The sequence below is a fragment of the Thalassospira sp. MIT121401 genome, assembly GCF_047125595.1.
GTDB classification, from domain to species: Bacteria; Pseudomonadota; Alphaproteobacteria; order Rhodospirillales; family Thalassospiraceae; genus Thalassospira; species Thalassospira povalilytica.
In genome coordinates this window covers 162,900-188,024 of the sequence record NZ_CP138926.1, presented here as the reverse complement: position 1 = coordinate 188,024, position 25,125 = coordinate 162,900, and the positions used below count along the sequence as shown (strand labels likewise).

General features: G+C 56.0%; 21 protein-coding genes. 18 read left to right on the top strand and 3 right to left on the bottom strand.

The genetic code is table 11. The annotated features are described in order from the left end of the window. Nucleotides 1–49: 49 nt before the first annotated feature. The 11 genes from SIB88_RS00850 to rfbC all read left to right on the top strand — a co-directional run bounded on the left by SIB88_RS00850 (nucleotide 50) and on the right by rfbC (nucleotide 14,305). Nucleotides 50–2,287, top strand: a complete 2,238-nt coding sequence (locus tag SIB88_RS00850) for a glycosyltransferase family 2 protein (protein ID WP_412559090.1) — start codon at nucleotides 50–52, stop codon at nucleotides 2,285–2,287. Beyond that, nucleotides 2,284–3,129: a class I SAM-dependent methyltransferase gene (locus SIB88_RS00845; protein WP_287464695.1), complete on the top strand. Its 846-nt coding sequence runs from the start codon at nucleotides 2,284–2,286 to the stop codon at nucleotides 3,127–3,129. The genes SIB88_RS00850 and SIB88_RS00845 overlap by 4 nt, the downstream gene beginning before the upstream one ends. Further along, nucleotides 3,126–4,391 carry a glycosyltransferase family 4 protein gene (locus SIB88_RS00840; protein ID WP_412559089.1) on the top strand — a complete coding sequence of 422 codons (1,266 nt, stop codon included), beginning with the start codon at nucleotides 3,126–3,128 and terminating at the stop codon, nucleotides 4,389–4,391. Before SIB88_RS00845 ends, SIB88_RS00840 begins: the two co-directional genes overlap by 4 nt. 20 nt (nucleotides 4,392–4,411) lie before the next feature. Next, nucleotides 4,412–5,182 (top strand): hypothetical protein, encoded by a 771-nt coding sequence (locus SIB88_RS00835; protein WP_206926359.1) that lies wholly within the window; start codon nucleotides 4,412–4,414, stop codon nucleotides 5,180–5,182. Between the two features lie 61 nt (nucleotides 5,183–5,243). Continuing rightward, nucleotides 5,244–7,439, top strand: coding sequence for a glycosyltransferase family 2 protein (locus tag SIB88_RS00830; protein WP_412559088.1), 2,196 nt, complete (start codon nucleotides 5,244–5,246; stop codon nucleotides 7,437–7,439). Beyond that, nucleotides 7,426–8,748, top strand: coding sequence for a glycosyltransferase family 4 protein (locus SIB88_RS00825; RefSeq protein WP_412559087.1), 1,323 nt, complete (start codon nucleotides 7,426–7,428; stop codon nucleotides 8,746–8,748). The genes SIB88_RS00830 and SIB88_RS00825 overlap by 14 nt, the downstream gene beginning before the upstream one ends. A 38-nt stretch (nucleotides 8,749–8,786) precedes the next feature. Next, complete coding sequence (locus tag SIB88_RS00820) at nucleotides 8,787–9,977, top strand: polysaccharide pyruvyl transferase family protein (protein ID WP_101246864.1); 1,191 nt, start codon at nucleotides 8,787–8,789, stop codon at nucleotides 9,975–9,977. Nucleotides 9,978–10,086: 109 nt separating this feature from the next. After that, nucleotides 10,087–11,082 carry a UDP-glucose 4-epimerase GalE gene (gene galE / locus SIB88_RS00815; protein WP_101246865.1) on the top strand — a complete coding sequence of 332 codons (996 nt, stop codon included), beginning with the start codon at nucleotides 10,087–10,089 and terminating at the stop codon, nucleotides 11,080–11,082. An 89-nt stretch (nucleotides 11,083–11,171) separates the two neighbouring features. Further along, entirely contained in the window at nucleotides 11,172–12,377 is a 1,206-nt protein-coding gene (locus SIB88_RS00810; protein ID WP_250280896.1) for a polysaccharide pyruvyl transferase family protein, read from the top strand. A gap of 86 nt (nucleotides 12,378–12,463) precedes the next feature. Continuing rightward, entirely contained in the window at nucleotides 12,464–13,657 is a 1,194-nt protein-coding gene (locus tag SIB88_RS00805) for a hypothetical protein (protein ID WP_412559086.1), read from the top strand. A gap of 6 nt (nucleotides 13,658–13,663) precedes the next feature. Then, nucleotides 13,664–14,305 (top strand): dTDP-4-dehydrorhamnose 3,5-epimerase, encoded by a 642-nt coding sequence (gene rfbC, locus SIB88_RS00800; RefSeq protein ID WP_206926355.1) that lies wholly within the window; start codon nucleotides 13,664–13,666, stop codon nucleotides 14,303–14,305. A gap of 360 nt (nucleotides 14,306–14,665) precedes the next feature. Here rfbC and SIB88_RS00795 read toward each other — a convergent pair whose 3' ends face one another. The 3 genes from SIB88_RS00795 to uxuA are packed head-to-tail and all read right to left on the bottom strand — an operon-like array spanning nucleotide 14,666 to nucleotide 18,243. Next, nucleotides 14,666–15,571: a sugar kinase gene (locus tag SIB88_RS00795; protein ID WP_412559085.1), complete on the bottom strand. Its 906-nt coding sequence runs from the start codon at nucleotides 15,569–15,571 to the stop codon at nucleotides 14,666–14,668. Beyond that, a complete protein-coding gene (locus tag SIB88_RS00790) occupies nucleotides 15,568–16,998 on the bottom strand; it encodes a mannitol dehydrogenase family protein (protein ID WP_412559084.1) in 1,431 nt (476 codons plus the stop codon). Before SIB88_RS00790 ends, SIB88_RS00795 begins: the two co-directional genes overlap by 4 nt. A 27-nt stretch (nucleotides 16,999–17,025) precedes the next feature. Next, entirely contained in the window at nucleotides 17,026–18,243 is a 1,218-nt protein-coding gene (uxuA, locus tag SIB88_RS00785) for a mannonate dehydratase (protein WP_412559083.1), read from the bottom strand. A 127-nt stretch (nucleotides 18,244–18,370) separates the two neighbouring features. On the opposite strand from uxuA, the gene SIB88_RS00780 reads away from it, so the two are divergent. The 7 genes from SIB88_RS00780 (at nucleotide 18,371) to SIB88_RS00750 (ending at nucleotide 25,123) form a co-directional block, all read left to right on the top strand. Continuing rightward, complete coding sequence (locus tag SIB88_RS00780) at nucleotides 18,371–19,081, top strand: GntR family transcriptional regulator (RefSeq protein WP_101246870.1); 711 nt, start codon at nucleotides 18,371–18,373, stop codon at nucleotides 19,079–19,081. Between the two features lie 26 nt (nucleotides 19,082–19,107). Continuing rightward, a complete protein-coding gene (locus SIB88_RS00775) occupies nucleotides 19,108–20,082 on the top strand; it encodes a TRAP transporter substrate-binding protein (protein ID WP_412559082.1) in 975 nt (324 codons plus the stop codon). A 57-nt stretch (nucleotides 20,083–20,139) separates the two neighbouring features. Then, complete coding sequence (locus SIB88_RS00770; protein ID WP_101246872.1) at nucleotides 20,140–20,649, top strand: TRAP transporter small permease; 510 nt, start codon at nucleotides 20,140–20,142, stop codon at nucleotides 20,647–20,649. Further along, nucleotides 20,646–21,920: a TRAP transporter large permease gene (locus SIB88_RS00765; protein WP_412559081.1), complete on the top strand. Its 1,275-nt coding sequence runs from the start codon at nucleotides 20,646–20,648 to the stop codon at nucleotides 21,918–21,920. Before SIB88_RS00770 ends, SIB88_RS00765 begins: the two co-directional genes overlap by 4 nt. A gap of 6 nt (nucleotides 21,921–21,926) precedes the next feature. Further along, the gene (locus SIB88_RS00760) at nucleotides 21,927–22,970 is read left to right on the top strand and encodes an L-idonate 5-dehydrogenase (RefSeq protein WP_412559080.1); all 1,044 of its coding nucleotides are present in this window, start codon (nucleotides 21,927–21,929) and stop codon (nucleotides 22,968–22,970) included. Between the two features lie 581 nt (nucleotides 22,971–23,551). Further along, complete coding sequence (locus SIB88_RS00755) at nucleotides 23,552–24,553, top strand: TRAP transporter substrate-binding protein (RefSeq protein ID WP_181848881.1); 1,002 nt, start codon at nucleotides 23,552–23,554, stop codon at nucleotides 24,551–24,553. 78 nt (nucleotides 24,554–24,631) lie between these two features. Next, nucleotides 24,632–25,123 (top strand): TRAP transporter small permease, encoded by a 492-nt coding sequence (locus tag SIB88_RS00750; protein WP_101246876.1) that lies wholly within the window; start codon nucleotides 24,632–24,634, stop codon nucleotides 25,121–25,123. Nucleotides 25,124–25,125: the final 2 nt, after the last annotated feature.

Genomic DNA, 25,125 nt, shown 5'->3' with positions numbered 1-25,125 from the left:
TTCGGCTGCGGGCTACCCGTCCTGATCTTCAAGTAAGTGAAAGAATGTCATGCTTGAATTTGCCTCGTCCGATGCAGTGCGGACGACCGGCGAAGCGCCCGGTGTTTGCCTGCTGAACCCTGATACGTTGTTGTTGAGTTGGGATACACCCACCCGTTTGTGGGAAGTTCCCAAGCTTGAAACGATTGATGGTGCTGCGATTTCGCCGCAGGCTACTTTGCGTCTGCCGCTCGACGGGGGCGGTACCCGATTGCTGCGCGTCATCCGCCGTCCGGTGGATGAGCCGGTCACAATTCTGGCCGAGGCCGGAACGCTGGGCCGCAAGGACGAGATCACAATTGACCCCGATGGCGATTTTGAATTTGCCAGTGCATCAACGCTTTTGAACGGTGTGACGCCCGCCGGTCGGCTTTCATTGGTGTCGACACTTTTGGGGATGTGGGCAAGCCTGTTCCGGTTGCGGTTGTCCAAAAGCTACAACAATTTCCTGCGTCAGCTCGTCGCGGCGATTGTCGACCGGCCAAAGCCGGCCAAAGCTGTCGCAAAACTGTCCGATGAAAAGATATTGCTGGCCACCGCGTTGCCTGATGCCTTTAACGATATCGAGGCGGTATTCATTGTTGCCCCGTCGGGTTTCAAGCGTCTGACACAGCTTCCCCATATCAGCCAGACCGGACCGCGCGGTCAAAAGATTGCCTATATGATTGCGGATCGGGCAAGCACCGAAACAGGGGCTTATCTGGTGGTTACCGGTATGCGCACTCTTGCTGTGCGTCATCTGCCCGATGCATCAGGTCTGCCATCACTGGCCCGCTGGTGGCAAAAGCAGGGCAAATCGGACGCCGATCTGCGCGAATATATCATTGGTACGCTCGCACGTGCTGACATGAAGTCCAGCAAGGCCGCGATTGAATTCCAGCTCCGCTGTCCGCTTTCAAGCCAGCGCGTGTCGGGTGGCGGATCGCTTCCAAGTGGCGAGGTTGATCTTGCGGTCACAACGGCACGCGGCACCCTGATTGGCGGCTGGTATCGCGATCCGGTCGATATGATTGCCAGCATAGATCTTCTCGACAGCAAGGGTATCGCCCATCCGTTCGGGGATGGATTTTATCGATATCATGGCAACGTGCAGGATGATGACCGGACAGTTCCGGCAACCGGCTTTGTCGGGTTCTATCAGGGTATCCAAAGCCCGGTCCCGATCCTTCAACCCAGAAGCCTGATGCGCCTGAAATCGGGTAACCGGCATCTGATGGTTCCGCCCGCCCAGCCGATCGACCCCGCCGAGGCGCGCGCGCGCATTCTGCGCGCTGTGCCCCCACAACACCTGACCGCAGACATTATCGAAAACTGCCTTGCACCTGTGATTGGGGATCTGCAGCAAAAGCTGATGGGCTCGGTCAAGGTTGACCGGGTCATTGAAATCGGCACCCCGCACGACGACCCGGATGTGTCGATCATTGTGCCGCTCTATCGTGTTCTGGGCTTCTTGCGTGCGCAGGTCGGGGCGTTTGCCTGTGATGACTGGGTCGCCAGATATTGTGAATTGGTCTTTGTGCTTGATTCCCCGGAACAGGCCGAAGAATGCGAACATTTGCTGCGCGGTCTGCATATTCTGTATGGCATTCCGATGCGCCTGGTGGTGATGACACGCAATGGCGGTTATGCCCGGGCTTGCAATGCCGGTGCAGAACAGGCGCACGGGCATTTTCTGGCCATGCTCAATTCTGATGTCATCCCCCATACGCCCGGCTGGGCGCAAGGCATGGCCGCCAAATTGGGCGGTGCTGATGAAGTCGCGGTCGTCGGTCCGAAACTCCTGTTTGAAGATGGCTCGATCCAGCATGCCGGGATGTATTTTGCCCGCAATGAAAGCGGCAAATGGCTGAACTACCACTATCACAAAGGCATGCCCGACCAGTTCAAGGATGCCAATATTGAACGCTCGGTCCCCGGTGTCACCGGTGCCTGCATGATGATCCATCGTGATGCCTTTGAAGCGGTCGGTGGCTTCACCGAGGATTATGTGATTGGCGACTACGAAGACAGCGATCTTTGCCTGAAAATTCGCAAGGCCGATTTCGACATCAAATACGTCCCCGATGTCAGCCTCTATCACTTCGAACGCAAATCCATCTCCACCCATGTTGATTACATGCGCGGCGTGGCTGCCGAATATAACGCCTGGCTGCATGCTGCGCGCTGGGGGGATGTGCTCGAAGACATTCACACCAACGGTGTGCCGCAATACCGGTCGCAAAAAACCACTGACGGAGAAGCGGCATGAGCCAGGTTCTTGCATTGTCTGAACACCAATCCCCGCTGACATCCGATTTTGGCGAAACCCATCTTGCCTGGTTGTGCCAGCAAATCATTTCCAACCGTTTTCTTCCGGTTCCCCCCGAAGAAGACGTCTTTGTCGGCGATGGCGATTATCGGGTCATCGGCGCGGAATTCCTTGATCATTTTGTCCGCATGGGCGGGCTTAAAACCACTGACGATGTTCTTGATATCGGTTGCGGTATTGGCCGCATTGCCGTCCCGTTGACACAGTTCCTGAACCCCGAAAAGGCGATTTATCGTGGTCTGGATCCCGTGCGCAACGGCATTGAATGGTGCAAGCGTGCCATCACGCCAGCCTATCCGAATTTCCGGTTTGAATGTGCCGACATCAGGAACGCACTTTACAACCCGGAAGGCGAAATCAGCGGGCGCGGCATACGATTGCCTTTTCAGGACGGAACATTCGATTTCACCGCAATGATCTCGGTGGCAACCCACCTGCCGCCAGACGAAATCGAAGCCTATTGTTCCGAGGTCTTTCGTGTGCTGCGCCCGGGCGGGCGGCTGTTTCTGACCGCCTTTGTCATGTGCGCGGACGATGATCCGTCTCATCCGGACCGTGATGCCCGCCTTAAGGCATTCGAAAAGGCCGACGGTCAGCCCTGCTGGCATCTGCGTGGCGAAAATCCGATGGCCGCCGTCGGGTTTGACGATGCCTTTCTTGATGATGCCCTGACGACTGCCGGCTTTGACATCCACACCAAAAGCTTTGGCGCATGGCGCGGCAAGGCAGCCGCCCATTATCAGGATTTCCTGATTGCCCGGAAACCACGGAGGAACGCATGAACCCGCGGATAATGGTGCTTGCCCACAATCACCCCGATCTGCATCCGGGGGGCACGGAAATTTTCGCCCATGACCTGTTTCATGCCTACAAACGTGCGGAATGCGAAGCGCTGTTCATCGGGGCGACCAACGATGTTCATCGCGAACGCCGCCCGGGCACAAGTTTTCAGGCCATCAATGATGCTGGTGATGAAATGCTGTTTTGGGCGGGGCATTTTGATCGCTTCAACATGTCCCAGACCGATCTTTATGCGGTGGCCCCGGATTTCACACGCCTTTTGAAAAGCTGGGCCCCGGATGTGGTGCATATCCATCATCTGGTGCTGTGGGGCATCGAATTGCCAATGCTGATCCGCCGTGTTCTGCCGAACTGTCGGATTGTCATGACCCTGCATGACTATTATCAGATCTGCCCGAATGATGGTCTGATGATCCATCGCAGGACCAGAAACCGCTATACCAAGGCCGACGCCACCGGGTGTTTGTCCGGGCTTGATGGGTTTACACCCGATCAACATGCAATGCGCGCGGTCAATCTGCGCAACCATCTGCGCGTGGTGGATCATTTTGTCTCGCCAAGCGAATTCCTGCGCGATCGTTATATCGACTGGGGCATCGAGCCAGACAGAATCTCGGTGATCAATAATGGTCGCCCAACTGTCCCGGCCGCACCCAAACGCGATATCGGTGCTGCCGGAATGCCCAATGTCTTTGGCTATTTCGGCAATCTCAACCCCTGGAAGGGGGCGGATGTTCTGCTTGAAGCCGGTCGGATCCTTTCGGAAAACCAGGTCGATTTCAATCTGCGCATCCATGGTGCTGCTCTTTATCAGACCGACCAGTTTACCGATCGCATTACCGATCTGGTCGAACAAAGCGGCCCGCAGGTGCACCATATCGGCGCCTATCAGCGCGAAGATATTCCCGATCTGATGGCGCGGGTCGACTGGGTCGTTGTGCCGTCGATCTGGTGGGAAAATGCGCCACTGGTCATTCAGGAAGCCTTCCAGCATGGACGTCCGGTGATCACCAGTTCCATTGGCGGCATGGCCGAAATGGTTCGCGATGGCCATGACGGTATCCATGTGCACCCCGATGACCCGGCCGAGCTGGCCCGCGTCATGAAAGACTGCGCAACCAATCCGAAACTCTGGAAAAAACTGTCGGGCCATGTCCGGGCGCCGGCTGGGATTGATGATGTCGCGCAGGAATATCTGGCGATGATCCGCCGCATGGTTCGCCCTGATTTTGTTGCCGCCTGACGTTCAACAAGGAGGCCGCTATGGCTGTTGCTGAAAAACAGACGATGGAAGAAACCCCGGCGCCAAGCGTCACACAAGACGCCGAGCAACCTGCGCCGACCCTGGAAGGGCGGGTCGATGCCATTGACCGGAATCGGTTATATGGCTGGGTCTGGTCGCCGCAAAACCCGGATGCCCGGATCGAGGTGGTCGTGCGCCTTAACGGCCATGCATTGCTGCGCGAGACGGCCGAAAATGAACGCGTCGATTTGCGCCGCAATGGTATCGGCGATGGAAAGCACGCATTCGAGGTGGAATTGCCCGATGCAGCTGTTGCCAATGTCGACAGCCTTTCTGTTTGTGCCGTCATGCCCGGCACCAAGGACGAAATCACACTGCGTATCCCGACCCAAAGCGAACAGGAAGCCCACACTGCGCTGAATGCACCGCTTGGCAAAATTCTGGACCGGCTGGACCGGCTTCTTGCGGCACAGCACATCCTGCAAAACGGGCAACGCGAAGCCGCCAAACGTCTGGTCAGTGCATCGAAACGCATGGATGAACTTGCCTCGGCCGATGACGGTATCGAAGCAGGCGTGAAACTGGTCCGTACCGGTCAGGAAGAACTGTCAAGCCGGGTGGATGAACTCGAAGTCTTTCTGGTGCGCTTTGACAAATCGCTGGGCGGGTTTGACGAACGCCTTTCCGTCCTGACCGCACGCCACACCAATGATCTCAAAACCCCGTTGTTAATCCTGTCCTGCCTGATCGGTGTAACGGCCGGGTTGGCAATCGGCGCCTTCGTCTGGTGATCACCATGGCATCGCACCTATCCGCTTTAAAGCATATGCGCAAATACAAGGAGGCCGGTTAATGACAGAACAGAATGGCATGCCACTTGATGGCAGAACTGTTGTCGCCGCCTTGGTCGATGACAGTCTGGCGCTGATGGTCGGGGTCGGGAATGCCCTGCCGGCAACGATTGATATCTACCTTAACAGTCAGTCCGACGCCAAAGTTCAGGCATCCATCATTTCATGGCGCCGCCATGATGCGGAACCCGAAAACGCCTATGGCTTTGTCGCGCTTTTACCGATGAAAAATGTTTCCGCGCGCCGTTTGAAAACCGCCCTGTTCAGTGGGGCTGGCAAACCGCGTGAATACCGGATTGATAGCCGCCAGCAACGTATCGAAGCGATCCTGTCCGCCGTCGCAGATCAGTCCGGCCCGGCTTTTGCCACCGTTATTGATGGTTTGATCGAGGCCCTGCTTGCCGGTGATCCGGATAAAAAACGCCTGAGCAAGGTGGCCGCACTTGTGCAAAGTGCCGCACGTAGCAACGGCTTTATCGAAGTCCTGGGCGGGCTCGAAGAAGGTGATGTTTATATCCAGGGCTGGTCAAGCGGCTTCCCCACCGGGCGCACCCGTGTCATCGCCATGGAAGAGTCCCCGGTGCTGGCAGAACTGACCAGCGCAGATTTCCAGCGCGATGATCTCGGTGACGAGGCATCGGGTGTCACCGGCCTGTTGCTCGGTAACAAGCCGATCAATCCGAAAAAACTCAAACGGGTTTATTTCCGCGGGCGCGAAACCTGGTACTCGATCGAAGTTTACCAGCACCGCGTTCTGGTAGCCCCACCCGATGTCCCGGCCCATATTCGTTCGGTTCTTGATCGTGTGCGTGCGCCGGAAAAAATCCTCCATACCCTTAAAATGGCCGCACATCGTTTTGATGGTCGCGACACAGTTTCGGAACTGGATCGCCCGGTTCGCATCGGGATTGATTTCTCCCTTCTGATCGAAGGCAGCGGGATATTGATTTCCGGCTGGATGCTGGATCCCGACCGTGCCGTCGAGGATGTGTCACTGCGTGTCGGTGGTGAAGTCGTGCGCATTGATGACCACTGGACGCGTCAGTCACGCGCTGATGTGACCGATGCCTTTGCCAATGATCCGATGTTTTCCGCGATGAACCCGGCCCGCAACAATCACGGTTTTCTGGTGTTTTGTCCGCTGGAAGCCACCCCGCCCTCCGATCAGGCAACCTATCTTGAACTGGGCATCCGTGATGCTTTCCCGGCCTACTGTCCGCTGAACCCGACGCGGGCCTCTGCCCGTCAGGCGCTTTCACGGGTTTTGCCATCGCTTGATCCGCGCTCGGTGACGGCATCAAACAGCATCGAACGTCAATTTGGCCCGATGTTGCAGTCCATGACAGCACAACGCCCCTACGCGGTCGATATTCACGATATCGGGGATTTTGACGAAAACGCGCCGGTGACCCTTGTGGTCGGGGTTGATGACACGATCAATGATATCGGCGTCACCATTGCCCTTCTGGGACTTGATAGCGCGACCCGGCATCTGCCGATTGTCATTGCGGGTCCGGTCGAAAGTTTCGATCAGGTCGGCAGCGAAATCCTGCGTCTTGCGGCCTTCTACAAACTCAACACCCGGATCGTGTTCGCCGAGGGCGTCGAAGATTATTGCGATGCGCTCGAAGTTGGTGTCGATGCCACCAGCTCCGAAACAGTCGGGCTGGTATCAGCGCATATTCTGCCGCGCGATGATGGCTGGTTTGATCAGTTGCTGGCCGCTTACAGCAAACGCGGCAGCAAGGTTCTCGTTTCGCCAACCATTCTGTTTGAAGACGATTCTGTCCGCTGGGCCGGGACCTGGATCAACAGCAACGCCAATGGCGGTCAGTATCTGTCGGACCGGTATGTCGGCTATCCATGCGCGGTGCTTGCTGACGCCGAACCCAGCGAAGTCAGTGCCGGAACCCTGGAATGCTGCATTCTGCCGCGCAAGGCCTTCAAGGACAGCAACGGCTTTACCCGTGGCTATATCGGGCCGGGGGAAAAAAGTCTCGATCTTGCGCTGAAACTGCGCATGGCGGGAACGCCATCCTACTGGATCCCCGATGTCGAAGTACTGGGCAGCGAACAATCCATAAGCACAGCCCCTGCCTGGGAGGAACTTTCCAATCGTCTTGACCGCTGGGCGTTTGATCGCCGCTGGTCATTGGTCGTTTCAAATTTGCGGAGCCACAACAATGCCGTTGACTGATTTACGTGTCCTCGTTATTTCGCACGGCCATCCCAGCATCTCGCTGGGCGGGGCCGAAGTGGCCTCCTATAACCTGCACAAAGGGCTGAACGCCCTTGACGGGGTCGAAAGCTTCTATCTGGCCCGCGTTGGCAACCCGGTCCCGCGTCACGGGGCTTCGGCCCTGATGAGCCTGCGTCAAAAGGAAAACGAAATCCTTTATCACGCGGAAAACTATGATCATTTCCTTCTGTCGAATGGCAGTACCGATGAAATCGACCGGGATTTCCTGCGTTTTGTGAAGGATTACGAACCCGATGTGGTGCATTTCCATCACTATCTCGGGCTTGGGCTGGAAACCATCTATGCCATTCGCGAAGCACTGCCGGAAACCGCGATTTTCTTTACCTTCCACGAGTTTTTGACGATCTGCCACAATCACGGGCAGATGATCAAAAGCGGCGGAACCAAGCTGTGCAACCGTGCAAGCCCGATTGACTGCAACGGCTGTTTCCCGAACATCTCGCCCGCATCATTTCTTCGGCGCGAACGCTTCATCAAGGCCATGCTGGAACTGGCTGATCACTATGTGTCGCCCAGTGAATTCCTTGCCAACCGTTTCATTGACTGGGGCATGAAGGCCGAAAAGATGTCGGTGATCGAAAATGGTCTCGACATCGATCAGCGTGCCAAAGACCGCCCGCTTTCCAAGACTCAGCCCCGCCGGTCGCGCTTTGCCTTTTTCGGGCAGCTCACGATGTTCAAAGGGGCTGACATTCTTCTGGATGCGGTCGGGCGTGTGCCTGATGAAATCTGGGGCGATGATGCGCGGCTGATGATCTTTGGCGGCAACCTTGATCGCCAACCCAAGGAATATCAGGACAAGGTCCATGACCTGATTGAAAAGGCCGGCGAGCGCGTGCGCTTTTACGGCGCCTATCAGAATACCGAAATGCCCAAGCTGATGGAGCTCGCCGACTGGACGATCATTCCATCTATCTGGTGGGAAAACTCGCCCGTCGTGATCCAGGAAGCCTTCTTCCACGGGCGGCCGATGATTTGCTCAAACATTGGCGGTATGGCCGAAAAAATCACCGATGGCGTGAATGGTCTGCATTTCCGGGTCGGAAGTGCCGAAGACCTTGCCGATCGGATGATCGAAGTCCTTAGCGACAACAAGATCTGGGATCGGATGCGCGAGGGAATACCAAGCGTGACGACCTATCAGGAATGCGCCGAGCAACATCTCGCGCAGTATCGGGAGGTTCTGGAAGTGCGCCGTATGTCTGCAAAGGCTGCGCGCCCGCAAACCGTGGCTAGCACGGCATGAATTCAGAACAAAAACGTGATCAACCAAGGAGAGACAACATGGCGCGCGTTCTCGTAATGATCCCGTCAGGCGAAGTCTACGACCACGACTGCGTCCGATGGTACAACTATCAGGATGTTCAAAAGAGCATCAATCACTACCACAATATCGGTGATGCCTTTGTCTTTGACTCATCGCTCAAGCTGATGAATTACGACAAACTTGGCGTTCTGCCGATTGCCGATCCCAAAATGGAAGACATCGATCGCCTTCGCGAGGAATATGATTATGTCTTCCTGCGCGGCTCGAACTACATCCATTCCGACATGGATTGGCGCAACACCATTGATGTCCTCAAGCGGTTGAAATTACCGGTTCTGGGCTTTGGTATCGGTGCGCAGGCGCCGGTCAAAGGCAAGATCGAGCTGTCCGAACAGACCAAGACGGTTTTGCGCATGATGGCCGATTCCACCACATCCATCGGTGTGCGCGGGGCCTATACCGCACAGGTTCTTTGGGATCTTGGCATTACCAATGTCCGTATTGTCGGTTGCCCGACCGCGTTCCGGCAAAACAATCCCGACATGCGCATCAAACTGCCATCCCTTGATAGCGTGAAAAATGTCGGCATTACCCTGCGCCGCGAAGTCTCCCCGGCCTACGCGCAGGACATCAAGCGTTACCTGACCTTCCATCGTGATCTGGTCAAACATCTGGCTGGCCGGTTTGATGACATCACCCTGATGGCGCAGGGCGAACCCGAAGAAAAGAAACTGGTCTTTGGCAGCAACATCCAGCGTGAAGAAGCGATGCAGGCGCTTAAAAACAACGACTGGGTCAAGAACTGGTATCTCGATGACACGATGGAACGTCTCTATCGCGAGAAGCTTTTCTATTCCGATGTTGTTTCCGATTACGAGGATCTGGTGCGCACCAAGGATTGCGTGCTGGGCTATCGCCTGCACGGCAATCTGATGGCGCTGTCAAACGGTGTTCCGTCGATTTACTTCACCTATGACAGCCGCACCGTCGAATTCGCCGAAACCTATCAGATCCCGTCCTATGACGTGTTCTCGAAAAAGGAATTCGTGCTTGAGGATTACTGGAATCAGGACCTGTTCGACAAGTTCAACCGCGCCTGGTTCCAGACCTATCGCGAAATGGCGCAGTTCCTGACCGAGAACAATATCGACCACAAGATGGTCGATGTCATGAAAGCTGACACGCAGCCGCAACGAAAGGTCGCGTGATCACATCCGGTACTGCCGTCTGGCTGTTCCGGATCGGAACGGTCAGACGCAGCTACTTCCAAAGATCAGCCTGATGAGCAACAGGCAACATCAATAAGGAGACACGGCAATGACTGTACTTGTAACAGGTGGCGCAGGATATATCGGTAGTCACGCAGCACTGGCCCTTCTCGATGGCGGGCGCGATGTGGTTGTGCTCGATAATCTAACGCAGGGACATCGATGGGCAGTACCAGCCGGGGCAGCCTTTGTTGAAGGTGATTGCGGCGACGAAGATCTGGTGCGTCGCATTATCGATGAACATGACGTAACAGCGATCATGCATTTCGCCGGGTCGATCATTGTGCCGGACTCGGTCATCTATCCGCTGGAATATTACCGCAACAACACGGTCAATTCGCGCGCGCTTTTGCAGGCGGCCGTCGATAGCGGCATCAGGCATTTCATCTTTTCCTCGACCGCGGGCGTTTACGGCGAACCAAATGCCACCCCGATTAACGAGGATTTCGCGCTCAAGCCGATCTCGCCTTATGGCACCTCAAAGATGATGACCGAAAAGATGTTGGCTGACGCGGCAATTGCCCATGATTTCAATTATGTCGCGCTGCGCTATTTCAATGTTGCCGGGGCCGACCCCAAAGGCCGTGCGGGCCAAACATCGCGCAAGGCAACCCATCTGATCAAGATCGCCAGCCAGACCGCAACGGGTGTCCGCCCGCAAATGGCCATTTATGGCGAGGATTACCAAACCCCGGATGGCACCTGCATTCGCGATTACATCCATGTATCCGACCTCGCCAATGCCCATGTCCTTGCGCTTGAATATCTTGAGCGCGGTGGCGAAAGCGACGTGATGAATTGCGGCTATGGTCGCGGCTTCTCGGTGCGTGAAGTGATCGGTGCGGTCAAAAAGGTTTCCGGTGTCGATTTCAGCGTTGATCTGGCGGAACGCCGCCCGGGTGATCCGCAATCCCTTGTCGCCGGTGCCGATCGTATTCGTGAAAAACTGGGCTGGGTCCCGGTTCATGATGATCTCGAAGTCATCGTCCGCCATGCCCTTGATTGGGAACAAAGCCTTAAAACCCGCGAAGTCAACGCGGCTTAGGCACATATCGCAAGACCTGCATTACCAAACACGAGCAACGGTTCGAACCAACGTCAAAAATGACACGAACCACCAGCAGGAGACATATGATGGAACCGAAACTCCCAACCGGGGGGCGCAAGCCGCGCATTGGCGTGCTGATGCCTGCGGGCCGCGTCGAAGGCAATCTGGGTGTTGTCACCCACACCTATAATGCGCCCGAAAAGGCAAAGACGCTTTTCACCAATATTGGTGACTGCTTTGTCTATGACTCGTCGCTGCGCATCCTTGATTATTCGGAACTATTCCCGATTTATGTGCCCGCAGACGGCAATCTGTCAGAAACCCAGATCGAAAAGATAAATCAGCTTGATTACATCTTTTTGCGCGGGTCGAACTATATCAACACCAACGGTCAATGGGACCCGATCACAACGGTTCTGGAAAAGACCAAGGTGCCGGTGATTGCCTTTGGGATTGGCGTTCAGGTGCCCGACAATTCCGACCAATATGTAAATGACTCAACCAGACGGTTCTTGCAGCTTGTCGCAGACCGTTCGGCATCAATCGGCGTGCGTGGCAATCTGTCAAAGAAGGCGCTGAATTCGATCGGCATCAGGAATGTTCGCATTTTTGGCTGCCCGACCGCATTCCGCCATTGCAAACCGGAACTGAAATTGCGCCGGGTGGATGCATCATCGATCAACAGGCTTGGCTTTACCCTGCGCCGCAAGACACACGGTTTCCAGACACAGCAACGTTATATGTTGCGCACCCTGGCCGAACGCTATGACACCGAAATCCTGTGCGCGGGCGAACTTGAAGAAAAGCAGATCTATTACGCGCGCTCCAAACAGGTCGAAAATGACGCATCTGTCATGGCCGACGCGATCAAAAAACTGACCGCGGAAAAATGGATTTACGGTCCAAGCGATCCGCTGGTCGAACTTTATAAATCATCGCTTTCGGTGTTTGAAAGTGTCGCGGATTTTGAACGTGCCGAACAAAATCTGGATGCGGTGACCGGATATCGTCTGCATGGCAATTTGCTGGCCCTGGCCAACGAAGTTCCGGCTCTTTATGTCACATATGATACGCGCACCCGCGAATTTGTCAGAACACTTGGCATTCCGTTCGTTGATGGTCGCTATATGGACAAATTCTCGTTCGAGGAAGCCTGGGACAAGGCCGATTTCGACTTGTTCGAAAAGACCTATCAGAAGCGCTTCGGTGATCTGAAAAACTTCCTTGAAGAAAACAGCATGGCGCACCGTCTGGGCAGTACCCCGGCCCCATATGTCGCAGAAGCGGCGTGACCTTGCTGTGTCTGGTGCGTGGCGGCCCCCAGTAACGCCACGCACCAAATTTCCACATTCCACTACCAACCGTGACGGGTAAGACATTGCAAAAGCGGCACTTATCAAAACGCATCACCGGACTGTCGGCATTCCTGATCGGTTTGTCGGTCGGGGGAATGCTTGGCTGGAACCCGTATTTACGGGCCGCCGAAGTAACCGTCTCGGGGCCGGAAACCGTCATTTTTGATAGCGATGTCACCGGGTGTGACAACCATCATCTGCCAGATTCCCCGGCCCGTGCCTTTCGCAATGATCAGGGCAAAATGGTTCTGTTCGCGCCGAACTTTCAGAACCGCGCTTTTGTCGGATATGGCTTTAACAGCCTCAAGCCCGATTGCGACAGCCGGTTCAAGGCAGCGGGCAAGGCGGTGCCGGAACTTCTTGATGACCGAACCTGGCTTCAGGCGATCTATACGCGCGACGGGCGCAATGTCTATGCGTTGGGCAGTGCCAGTTTCATGCCCTATCGCCATGATATGCCCTGCAAGGGGGGCACCAAACGTACCGATTGCTGGATCAACGGTCTGGTTACACTGAAATCCGGTGACGGGGGCAAGACCTTTGAATATCTGGGTAATCCGCCCCGTCACGCGCCGTTTCCGCCGCCACAAGCCTATCGCGATGATCGCACGCGCGCGCCAAGCTATGTCACGGTCACCAACATCATTTCCTGGCAGAACTACTATTACGCCATTGTCTGGCGTCGGGCGGATAACTGGGAAGAATCGCGCAACTGTCTGGTACGGGCGCCGATTGATGATCCCAAGCAATGGGACGTCTGGAACGGATCGGATTTTGAACAGGCCGCAACCCTGACCGATCAGGGATGGTCGGTTCGCGAAACCGAATGCGCGCGAGTCGGGCCGGTTGGTGTGTCATCGATCCGCGGTTTGGTTCGCCATGAAGCCACCAACAGTTTCATCACGGTGTACCTTCACCGTATTCGCAAAAAGGGCGAACCCGACATCGCCGGGTTCTTCTATTCGACCTCGACGGATCTGAAAAACTGGTCCGAGCCCAGGCTGCTCTATCGCCAGCCGCTAAGGCGTGATGCTGGCGATGGCGACCCCTTTGCCGCCTATCCATCCATCATTGATGAAGACAGCACAGACCGTTTGTTTGGCACGGTTGATGACAATGCATCCCTTGTTTTCGTCCGTCTTGTGCCCAAACCCTACAAGGACCGGTGGCGTGTCCCGCGCCAGTTGATCCGTGTTCCGATCTCGATCAAGGAGTAATGAACAATGACTGTGGAATTTGACGAATTTGATATCGAAGGTCCGGTTCTGTTTATCCCCACCCGGCATCGGGACAAGCGCGGTGTTTTTGCCGAAACCTTCCGTCATGATGATTTTCGCGAAGTTGTCGGGGATATCGATCTGGTACAGGAAAATCAGTCGATCAGCGTTCCGATCAACACCATTCGCGGTCTGCATTTCCAGACCAGCCCCTATGCCCAGGGCAAGCTGGTCCGTGTCACAAAAGGCGCAATTCTTGACGTTGCAGTCGACATTCGACCACGATCGCCAACGTTTGGTCAGCATATCAAGATCGAACTCAGCGCGGAAAACTGGTACCAGCTCTGGATTCCGGATGGCTTTGCACACGGCTTCAAAACCCTGCAACCCGACACCCACGTCATGTACAAGGCGTCAAACTATTACAGTCCGGAACATGATCGCGGGATTGCGTGGAACGATCCGGATCTTGGCATCGACTGGCAATTGTATGGTCAGCAGGCGGTCATTTCCGACAAGGATCGCAAACATCCAAGACTGGCCGATGTCGGGCCGGAGACCCTTGGTCAAATACCACCAGGCCATGATTTCACAACCGTCAGTCTCAGCCGGGCAAAGGGCGCGGGCTTTGGTGCCGCGCCACAGTGAACGGACTGACCGGATCGACTGGATTGGGTGCGCACGGTTTTACACATCATGTCTCCCTGGCTGATGCGTCCTCAGTCCGGAAACGGGTCCGATATCGGACCCGTTTCTTTGTCTGAAAGATGATGCAGGGTATCTTGCCAATCATCTCAAGCGCCCGCCGACAGGAATGCCGGTAATGTCTTTGTTGCCATCTTCGTTGATGGGCAGATATCGCACCCACGCTATCCGATGGCCTTCAGAACAGTGTCAATATCCGCGTGGCATTCAAGCCCGGCGTCACGGCCGCAACAGTGCCCCGGTACCCGTCACGCCAAAGCAGTCCCCTTTGCCGACCAGCTTTGGCCGACTTGTCCCAGCGAATTAACCCTGGTTCCTGAGCAACGCGCCATGTGTCTGGATGACCTTGGCTGACAGGGCCTGTCCATGGCGCACTGCATCGGCTGGTTCAGCGCCGCCAAATCGGGCGGCCAGAAATGCGGCGTTAAAGGAATCACCGGCACCTGTCGCATCCACCACATTTGAAACGCCCGGCGTATCAAGGCTTGTCGCCTGACCATCTTTCAGGAAATGGCATGGACCACTGCCATTTTTGACCACGACCTCGCCCACGCCAAGGTCGCGATATCGCGCCACTGTTTCCTGTGGCGATGCATCCCCGAACAGGGCCGCCTCGTCATCAAAGCTTGGCAGAATGATGTCTGAAAGGGCCGCGACCTCTGACAATACCGTTTTGCAAATATCGCGATCTTCCCAAAGGGCCGGGCGGATATTGGGGTCAAAGGCAATGCGGGTATGTGCCGGTTGCTGTTTGATGATCTCAATGAGCGCGGCCCGGCTGTCCGTATCGAGGATCGCCAACGTGATCCCCGAAAGATAGATTACATCCGCCCCCTCGCATCCGGCGCGAAGTGCGGCGATGTCATCGGCCATTTTACGGGCGGCGGAATTTTCCCGCCAATACGTAAAGACACGATCCCCCTTTTCCTGATCAATCAGGTAAAGACCCGGACGATTTCCGGCCAGGCGCTGGATGGCGCTGGTATCAATCCCGGCATCGGCAATGAAATCGGCAATGCGTCGGGAATATCGGTCATCGCCAAGGGCAGTGACATAGCCGACCTGCCAGTCGCTCGGATCGGTGGCATTGCGGAAATGCCAGGCGGTATTAAGGGTATCGCCGGCAATCCCCATTTTCCAGTTGCCGTCACCGCCGCCCGACATTTCGATCATGCATTCGCCAATGGCGACAAACCGTTTTGTACTCATTGGCCAAGCTCATGGCGGATGGCGGCGTCGGCACCGTCGGTGAGCAACATCACAAGACGGCTGATCACCGCCTTGCGCCAGGACGCATCATCACAAAGCTGTCGGGGCATCCATCCCGGAAGGCCTGCCAGCCGGTCATAAAGGTCTGCCGCATCCTGCACACTGCCGATGCGTTCGGCAATTTCGTCTGCCCGTGGATCGTCGGGCAGGCGGCTGTTTTCACCGGGTGTGGCCGGATTGATCTGGCTTTGCACAAAGGCAATCCAGGCTGCGAAACACAGCGCGAATGTATTGCGATGGTGGCTGTCGGCGGCCAGATCACATACCGGTGCAAAGATGCGCTGCGGCAGTTTTTCGGTCCCGTCCATGGCGATCTGGCGGGTTTCATGGGCGATTTCGGGGTTGCGGAATCGCTCGGTCAGTTCCGCGCCATAGCGGGCAAAATCAATCCCGGCCAGCGGCGCCATGGTCGCAGCGGCATTTTCCATATGCCGTGCGACAAGACCGGCGAAATTGGCATTGGCCATGGCATCACGGACATAGCGATATCCGCCAAGCTGCCCAAGATAGGCAATCAGCGAATGACTGCCATTAAGCATGCGAAGCTTCATGTCCTCGAACGGTTCGACATCGGCAACAACAATCGCACCGGCTTCTTCCCAGGCGGGACGACCATCGGGGAAATCATCCTCGATCACCCATTGCGAAAAAGGTTCGGTTTCGATCGCGGCCGGGTCCTCGACACCGGTCAGGGTCTTGGCATCGTCATATGTGGTCTTGGTTGATGCCGGGGTGATGCGGTCGACCATGGTGGACGGGAAGGACACATTTTGCGAAATCCAGTCGCCCAGTTCCGGGTCGATCCGGTTGGCAAAATCAATCACACCAGCGCGCAGCAACTTGCCATTTGCCGGAAGATTGTCACAGGACAGAACCGTGAAGGGCCGCATGCCGGCATCCTTGCGGCTTTTCAGTCCGGCCACAAGAATCCCGACCAGTCCCGACGGCCTGTCGGGATGGTCCAGATCATGACGGATCGCCGGATGATCGTTCTGAATCCGGCCCGATTGCCGATCAATGCCATAGGCCTTTTCGGTCACCGTGATGGTCACAATCCGGATCGCCGGGTCGGCAAGGGCGGCCAGAACCGGCATGACATCGCGCGCCGCCGCAATGGCGTGCGACATGCTGGTAATCCGGCGGGCTTTTGGTCCATCGGGATGACGTTCAATCACCGTGAATGCGCAATTCTGTGCATTCAGCGCATCGACAATGTCGGTGCTGCGCAAACTGACCCCGATAATGTGCCAGTCGCCCCCTTTGGCCGCCATGGCGGCATCGGTGTAAACCGCCTGATGGGCCCGGTGGAACGCGCCGATACCGATATGAACGATGCCTGATTTGGCCAAGGCAACTTGCAACGTCATCTCCGACAAGCCGGACTGTGTCATCCCTTATCCCCCAAGCTTGTCAAAGCGTGCCGACAGGGCGGTCATCACACCGCGCAATTCAGCCAGGCCTTTCAGGCGTCCGATCGCCGGATATCCCGGCTGTCCCTTGCGGTTAAGATCATCAAGGATGTCATGGCCATGATCGGGGCGCATCGGAATGTTCCAGTCCGCACGACCGGCGGCCTTGCGCGATGCCTCTTCACGCAGGATCTGCTCGATCAGGGCAACCATGTCGGTATCGCCATCCAGATGTTCGGCTTCATGGAAGCTGCATGGCAGGCCTTCGGTTTCGCGTTTGGTATTGCGCAGATGGATGAAATGAACCCGTTCGCCCCAACGCTTCATCATGCCCGGCAAATCATTGCCCGGATGGACGCCAAGCGACCCGGAACACAGGGTAATGCCGTTTTCCGCAATATCGACGGCCTTCATGACAAAGGCATAATCATCTTCGGTCGACATGATGCGCGGAAGACCCAGCAACGCAAAGGGCGGATCATCCGGGTGGCAGCACATGCGAATGCCGACTTCGCGCGCGACCGGCACCACTTCTTCAAGGAACGCTACCAGATTGGCACGCAGGGTATCGGCATCAATATCGGCATAGGTCGCAAGAAGTTCGCGCAGATCATCAAGCGACAGGTTCTCGACCGATCCGGGCAGGCCAAAGGCAACGGTCCGTTCCAGTTCGGCGCGGCGCGCGTCGCTCATGGCCTCAAAGCGGGTCTTTGCCTCGGCAATGATGTCGGCACCATAATCATTTTCGGCGCCGGCACGCGCCAGGATGAACAGATCAAACGCGACAAAATCAAACAGGTCAAAGCGCATGCAGGTCGCGCCATTTGACAGCCGCCAGTTCAGATGGGTGCGTGTCCAGTCAAGAACCGGCATGAAGTTGTAACAGACGATGCTGATGCCCGATGCCGCCAAATTGCGCAGGCTTTCCTTATAGGCCGCGATATGGTCGCGCCACGGGCCGACCTGGCGTTTGATCGATTCGGAAACCGGAAGACTTTCAACAACATCCCAGGTCAGACCGGACGGTGCGCCATCTTTCATGGTCGCGATTTCGCGATGGCGTTTGGCAATCTCGTCGGGTGTCCAGACCGCACCGCTGGCAATGTGGTGCAGGGCGGAAACCACGCCATGCGCCCCGGCCTGGCATATATCGTCAATGCTGACCAGATCGCGCGGTCCGAACCATCTCCAGGTTTGTTTCATCTGTTTCTCTCTGTATTGGCATGGTGTTATCAACACCGACTATAAAGAACGTGAAGCGTATCACGCTACAATTTTGTTGACTAGTATGGTAGTATGCATTAACGATCAGGAAGGCAAGGAGAGATTGATGGGTGATCCTGAACAAAAGGACTGGGAGATAACGCAAGATCAGGCGGTAGGCCCGCAGATCCATCGCATTATTCGCGAACGGATCGTGTGTACCGACCTGCTGCCCGGCGTGCGCCTTTCCGAAGCCGAACTCGCCAAACATTTCAATGTCAGCCGCCAGCCGGTGCGCGAAGCCTTCATCAAGCTCGCCGACGAAGGACTTCTGGAAGTTCGCCCGCAACGCGGAACCTATGTTCGCAAAATCTCGGTTGCGGCGGTTCTTGATGCCCGTTTCGTCCGCGAAGCCATCGAAGCCGACATTGCGCGTTTCGTCGCCAAAGAACCCGATGACGCCTTTCTGGCCCGGCTTGAACAGTTGATCGCCGACCAGCGCAAGGCCATGCAGGGCGATGCGCGCTCTTTTCTGACACTCGATCATGATTTCCATCGTTGCCTCGCCGAAGCGGCGGGCAAGACCTATGCCTGGAAGGTGGTCGAGGATGTGCGCGCCCAGCTCGATCGGGTGCGCTACCTCAGTTATTTCCAGTTCCCGATGAATGAAATCATCGAGCAGCACGTTCGAATTGTTTCGGCAATCCAGTCACGGGATTGCGAAGCCGCCAGTGCAGCCATGCGTGAACATCTTCGCGAAATTCTGCATACGCTGCCTGATATTGCCCGCTCCAGAACGGAGCTTTTTGACAACGCCAGTACCGCGTTGTCGCCCTAAGGCATCAACCGAACAGGGAGGAAACGATGCTTAAAAAAACGACCAAGAAACTGATGCTTGCCGGCGTTGCCGCCATGATGATGGGCAGTTCCGCAATGGCTGCGGAAATGACCCTCAAACTCGGTCATCTCGCCAACGAGCAAAATGCATGGCACAAGGCCGCCGTGAAGTTTGGTGAAGAACTGTCGTCTTTGACCGACGGTCGTATTGATGTGCAGGTTTTCCCCAACGAAACCCTTGGCAAGGAAATCGACCTGATCAACGGCATGCAGCTCGGATCGGTCGATATGACCATTACCGGTGAAAGCCTTCAGAACTGGGCACCGATGGCCGCCCTTCTTGCCGTGCCATATGCCTATCCGACGCTCGAAGATATGGACGCCGTCGCCAGTGGCGAAATCGGTGACCAGATCGAACAGCAGATCATCGAAAAAGCCCGTATCCGCCCGATTGCCTATTTCGCCCGTGGTCCGCGTAACCTGACCTCGAACCGCGAAATCAAAAGCCCGGATGATCTGAACGGCCTGAAACTTCGCGTGCCGAACGTGCCGCTTTTCGTTGATGTCTGGAAATCGCTGGGCGCACAGCCGACCCCGATGGCATTCTCCGAAGTCTTCACTTCGCTTCAGGCCGGCACCATCGATGCCCAGGAAAACCCGTTGGCCCTGATCGATTCCGCAAGCTTCAACGAAGTTCAGAAGTTTGTTAACAAGACCGAACATGTGCGGTCCTGGATCTATCTGACCATTTCCGAAATCACCTGGAACAAGCTTTCGGATGCCGACAAGGACGCAGTCACGGAAGCCGCAAAACGCGCGCAGGCCTTTGAACGCGACCTGTTTACGGCCGATGAAGAACGCCTGACCAAGGAACTTCAGGCCAAGGGCATGACCTTTGTCGATGTCGACACCCAGGCCTTTGCCCAGAAGGCAAAAGACGCTGTTCTTGCGAATGTTTCCGACGAAATCCGCCCGATCGTCGAAAATCTTTTCGCGAACTGATTGCTGCCGGTCCGGTCGCCATAAAGCGACCGGACCTTTCTTCGACGGGGACGTAACGTGCTTTTTGCCAGACTATACGCATCCATCATTGCCCTGTGCCGGATCGGAACCGGGGCCGCTTTCGGCATTCTGATTTGCACGGTCCTGATACAGGTCTTTTCCCGAACCTTCCTGCCCAGTTCACCGGTCTGGACCGAAGAACTGACACGCCACACATTGCTGTTTCTGGCGGCCTTCGGGGTGGGGTTGTCGTTCCGTAACGGCGAACTGGTCAATGTCGACATTGTCTGTGAAATGCTGCCGCTTCGGGTCCAGCGTGCCCTGACATTCATATCGGCCGCGATCACCGCTGCCTTCTGTCTGATCTTGCTGTCCCCGGCCTGGATGTTTGTGTCAATCGGGGTGCTTCAGACCTCGCCCGCCCTGGGTGTGCGCATGGATTTCATTCACGCCACCGTTTTCATTCTGCTTGTCGTGCTCGGTCTGTTTGCAGTGCTGCGGATGATACGGATCATTGCCGGTGTTTCTGACGGCAAACCCGAAGATACGACAAAGGACTTCCCATGAGCCTCGCAATTCTATTTGGCGTTTTTGCCCTTGGTCTGATCATCGGTCTTCCGGTTGCTGTCACATTGGGCCTGTCATCGCTGTGCTATCTTCTGCTCGAAGGCATCCCGCTTGTCGTGATCCCGCAAAAACTGTTTGCCGGGATGGATGTGTTTGTTCTGCTGTGTATCCCGGGCTTTATTCTGGCCGGTAACCTGATGAATGGCGGCGGCATTACCCCGCGCATTGTGCGATTTGCCAATGCCATGGTCGGCTGGATGCGCGGCGGCCTTGGCCTGACCAACGTTACCGGATCGATGCTGTTTGGCGGTATTTCCGGAACCGCGGTTGCCGATGCCGCCTCCATCGGTGGGATGATGATCCCGGGCATGGTGCGGGCGGGCTATACCCCGGCATTTTCGGCGGCCGTTACTGCCGCATCCTCGACCGTTGGTCCGATCATTCCGCCCAGCATGCCGATGATCATTGTTGGCGCGCTGTCGGGTATTTCGGTTGGCAAGATGTTCATTGCCGGTGCCATTCCGGGCATCCTGATGGGGCTTGCGATGATGGTGACCTGCTACATCATTGCCGTGCGCCGCAATTTCCCCCATCAGCCCTGGCAAGGGTTCGGTGAACTGGCGCGGTCCTTTGCCGGTGCCTTCTGGGCGCTTGCCATGACGGCACTGATTGTTGGCGGCTTGCTCAGTGGCATCGTGACCCCGACCGAAACCGCGGTGATTGCCAGCCTCTATGCCCTGATTGTCGGCTGTTTCATCTATCGCGAATTGCCGCTGCGCAAGGTGCCCAAAATCATCATCGACAGTGCGGTGACCGCTGCGGCCATTCTTGCGCTGGTCGGTCTTGCCAATGTGTTTGGCTGGATTCTGGTGTCTGAACGCATCCCGCAAATGATTTCCGATTCGGTCCTGTCTGTGACCAACAACAAATATGTCGTGATCCTGCTGATCAATCTGGTGTTGCTGATTGTCGGCATGTTCATGGAAACGATCGCGGCCCTGATCATTCTGTTTGTCCCGCTTCTGACGCTTGCAACCAATGTTGGCGTCGATCCGATCCATTTCGCGGTGTTTGCGGTTCTCAACCTGATGATCGGTCTGACGACGCCGCCGGTCGGTATTTGCATGTTCATCTGTGCCAATATTGCAAAGGCACCGGTCACCACCGTGATCCGGGCGCTGGCGCCGTTCCTGCTGACCAATATCGCGATCCTGTTTCTTGTTTCCTACATTCCGGCGCTGTCAACCTGGCTGCCGTCCCTGATGGAGTAACTCTTTATGCAAACCCGTGTTTGCCGCCTTTACGGTCAGGACGACCTGCGCATTGAAGCCGAAGCAACGCCGGACCCGGTCGGGGACGAAGTTCTGGTCCGTGTCGGGGCGGGCGGTGTCTGTGGATCGGACATGCATTACTATTTCGAAGGCGGGATCGGTCAGATCCGCGTGCGCCAGCCGATCATCCTTGGTCACGAAGCCGCCGGGACGGTTGTTGCCTTGGGGCCGGATGCAAGCGGCCTGACGGTCGGCCAGAAAGTGGCGATCAATCCCAGCCACCCGTGCGGCACCTGCTCCTATTGCCAGAAAAACCTGCAACAGCATTGCCTGAACATGAAATTCTTCGGCTCGGCCATGCCGATGCCCCATATCCAGGGCGCATTCCGGGATCTGGTCAATGTGCGCCAGGACCAGTGCCTTGCTGTTGGGGATCACACCGATATCGGGGCTGCGGCCTGTGCCGAACCGCTTGCGGTCTGTTTGCATGCGGTTGCCCGGGCGGGCGATCTTGCGGGCAAGAAAGTCCTGATCACCGGGGCGGGGCCGATCGGAACGCTTTGTGCGGCGGCGGCCAAGGCCGCAGGTGCCAGCGAAATCGTCGTCACCGACTTGCAGGATTTCGCCCTTGATGTGGCCCGCAAAATGGGGGCGACCCGCACGATCAATATCGCCAAGGCCACTGATGAACTGACCCCCTATGAACAGGACAAAGGCCAGTTTGACGTCTGTCTTGAATGCTCGGCCGCGCCAGCCGCCTTGCGCACCGCCATCAGCACCCTCCGCCCGCAAGGCATTCTGGTACAGGTCGGTGTGGCCGGTGAAATGCCCGTACCGTTCAACCCGCTGGTCGCCAAGGAAATCACCATCACCGGCACCTTCCGCTTCCATACGGAATTTGCCCAGGCCGTGGCAATGATTGACAGCGGCGCCATCGACGTCACCCCGATCATCACCCAGACCTTCGCGCTTGAAACCGCCAAAGAAGCCTTCGACATCGCCCGTGACCGCAGCAAATCGGTCAAAGTCCAGCTGTCTTTTGCCGGTTGATCTGGCGGCAATCGGTTCCAGGCGTCGGCTATCCCGGATTTGCATGCGGCATTTCATGTGGATGGCACCATCAATGCCTTGGATGATGCCTCAGACCGGCCGCACCAACGTCAGGAGGATACCGGTTTCGGTGTCCTCCTTTTTTGATTGTTATCCCGTCTCGAAGTGCAGACTCGCGATGATGCGCGGCTTTTGGATGTCAAAAAGCACCGCCGGATGATCCGGTTCGGCTGAATGGTTTTGGCTTTTGAGCATATGCGCTTTCATGATGCGTTCCCGGAGCCGTGGCATTCAAAATTCCGATAAGATGTTGATATTAAGTACATAAATTAGGGTGCCATCATCGGCCGTTGTGACTCTCTGTCACCGGAACGGATCGTCGTCCTGTCATTTTAGATGTTAATAAAAATAACAACTTTGTTTACATCATACATAATATGTATTAACTATTCGGACAGAAACAGAAGATGAGTCGCCACCGCCGGGCGTCCCCGCCTTGCGTCACCATGACTTCGACCCTGCTTTCTCTAAAGAACCAATTAAGCAAGTCCCCGGCATCGTTCGGGGAAGGGAGGAATTCAATGAAAATCTCGAAAAATGCCCGGCGCATTGCCGGTGCGTGCCTGATGACCTGTGCCAGTTTTGCGCTTTCCGGCACGGCCTTTGCCCAGACAACCATCAAGATGGCAATGTCTTCTGTTGCCGATCTCGAAAATGACAATGGCATGACCGCCTGGATCATGCAGAACTATGTCAACAGCCACTCTGACAATCTGAAATTCGAAGTCTATGGTTCAAGCGCCCTTGGCGGGGATCAGGACGTGCTTCAGGCGATGCAGCTTGGCGCGGGCGCGACAATGCATGTTGGCGGCACTGCCGTTTATAACAGCATCGTACCGGTTGGCGGTGTGCTCGATCTTCCTTTCCTGTGGCAGGACTTTGACCATGTCGGTCGGGCGCTGGATGGCGAACTTGGCGCCAAACTCGAAGAAAAATTCGCTGAATCCGGCTTCAAGGTTTTGGGCTGGGGATATAGCTGGGGCTACCGCAATGTCGTGACCAACGGCAAGGCGATTGAAAAACCCGAAGACATCAAGGGCTTGAAAATCCGCACCATCCAGTCCCCGGTTTATGTTGCTGCTCTGAATGCGATGGGGGCAAATGCCACCCCGATGGCTTTTGGTGAAATCTATACCGCCCTTCAGACCGGCGTTCTTGACGGCTTTGAACATGCCGCATCCATGGTCTATTCAAGCAAACTTTACGAAGTCAGCGACCATGTTGCTTTGACCCGTCATCTGTTCGGTCCGACGGTTCTGACCTATTCGCTGACCCTTTGGAACCAGCTGTCCGAAGAAGACCAGAAAGTTCTGACCGATGCCGCGCATTTCGCGATCGAGGTCAACCGTGCCATGGCTCCGGTTCGTGAACGTAAAGCCCTTCAGCAGCTTGAAGATGTCGGGATGACGATCACCAATGTGGATACCACCCAGTTCCAGAAAGATGCGGTTCCGCTTCAGGACGAACTGGCGGCCGATCTTGATGCGACCGATCTGCTCAAATTGATCCGTGACGCGAAATAACACTATCGGGCCGGCATTGCGAAACGGATGCCGGCCCGACCGTTTCATCACGACTGATCGGAAAAAGGCTACTGCGATATGACACGGTTTTGGGCGGTCATCGACCGTACGGTCGAAATGGCCATTTTTGTCATTTTCCTTGGCATTGTGATTGTCGGGACAATGCAGGTTTGCAACCGGTTCTTTTTGAACCTGTCCCTGAGTTGGAGCGAGGAACTCCAGCGTTATGGCCAGATCTGGATTGTATTTCTCGGGGTTCCGGTCGCATATCGATATTGCGCGCATATCGGGATGGAAACGCTGACCGATCTTTTGTCCGAACGCGGAAGAGCAGTGTTTTTCGCCATCGTTGATCTGCTTTGGATCGTGCTTGCCATCGCGCTCATTTCCGGAACAGTCGAACTGTCGCGGTTCCTGCAATTGCAAAAAAGCCCGGGCATGGGGTTACCCATGCATCTTGTCTATGCCGCCATTCCGATCGGATCGGGCTACATGATCATCATCGCCCTGCGCAGGTTGTTTGCCTTCCTGAAACACGGCCCGCAGTTTGATTCTCAGATTCGGAATTAACC

Bases quoted from the DNA above. Each gene is read 5' to 3' on its own strand.
- SIB88_RS00850 (WP_412559090.1), top strand. From the start codon at position 50: ATGCTTGAATTTGCCTCGTCCGATGCAGTGCGGACGACCGGCGAAGCG.
- SIB88_RS00845 (WP_287464695.1), top strand. From the start codon at position 2,284: ATGAGCCAGGTTCTTGCATTGTCTGAACACCAATCCCCGCTGACATCC.
- SIB88_RS00840 (WP_412559089.1), top strand. From the start codon at position 3,126: ATGAACCCGCGGATAATGGTGCTTGCCCACAATCACCCCGATCTGCAT.
- SIB88_RS00835 (WP_206926359.1), top strand. From the start codon at position 4,412: ATGGCTGTTGCTGAAAAACAGACGATGGAAGAAACCCCGGCGCCAAGC.
- SIB88_RS00830 (WP_412559088.1), top strand. From the start codon at position 5,244: ATGACAGAACAGAATGGCATGCCACTTGATGGCAGAACTGTTGTCGCC.
- SIB88_RS00825 (WP_412559087.1), top strand. From the start codon at position 7,426: ATGCCGTTGACTGATTTACGTGTCCTCGTTATTTCGCACGGCCATCCC.
- SIB88_RS00820 (WP_101246864.1), top strand. From the start codon at position 8,787: ATGGCGCGCGTTCTCGTAATGATCCCGTCAGGCGAAGTCTACGACCAC.
- galE (WP_101246865.1), top strand. From the start codon at position 10,087: ATGACTGTACTTGTAACAGGTGGCGCAGGATATATCGGTAGTCACGCA.
- SIB88_RS00810 (WP_250280896.1), top strand. From the start codon at position 11,172: ATGGAACCGAAACTCCCAACCGGGGGGCGCAAGCCGCGCATTGGCGTG.
- rfbC (WP_206926355.1), top strand. From the start codon at position 13,664: ATGACTGTGGAATTTGACGAATTTGATATCGAAGGTCCGGTTCTGTTT.
- SIB88_RS00795 (WP_412559085.1), bottom strand. From the start codon at position 15,571: ATGAGTACAAAACGGTTTGTCGCCATTGGCGAATGCATGATCGAAATG.
- SIB88_RS00790 (WP_412559084.1), bottom strand. From the start codon at position 16,998: ATGACGTTGCAAGTTGCCTTGGCCAAATCAGGCATCGTTCATATCGGT.
- uxuA (WP_412559083.1), bottom strand. From the start codon at position 18,243: ATGAAACAAACCTGGAGATGGTTCGGACCGCGCGATCTGGTCAGCATT.
- SIB88_RS00780 (WP_101246870.1), top strand. From the start codon at position 18,371: ATGGGTGATCCTGAACAAAAGGACTGGGAGATAACGCAAGATCAGGCG.
- SIB88_RS00775 (WP_412559082.1), top strand. From the start codon at position 19,108: ATGCTTAAAAAAACGACCAAGAAACTGATGCTTGCCGGCGTTGCCGCC.
- SIB88_RS00765 (WP_412559081.1), top strand. From the start codon at position 20,646: ATGAGCCTCGCAATTCTATTTGGCGTTTTTGCCCTTGGTCTGATCATC.
- SIB88_RS00760 (WP_412559080.1), top strand. From the start codon at position 21,927: ATGCAAACCCGTGTTTGCCGCCTTTACGGTCAGGACGACCTGCGCATT.
- SIB88_RS00755 (WP_181848881.1), top strand. From the start codon at position 23,552: ATGAAAATCTCGAAAAATGCCCGGCGCATTGCCGGTGCGTGCCTGATG.
- SIB88_RS00750 (WP_101246876.1), top strand. From the start codon at position 24,632: ATGACACGGTTTTGGGCGGTCATCGACCGTACGGTCGAAATGGCCATT.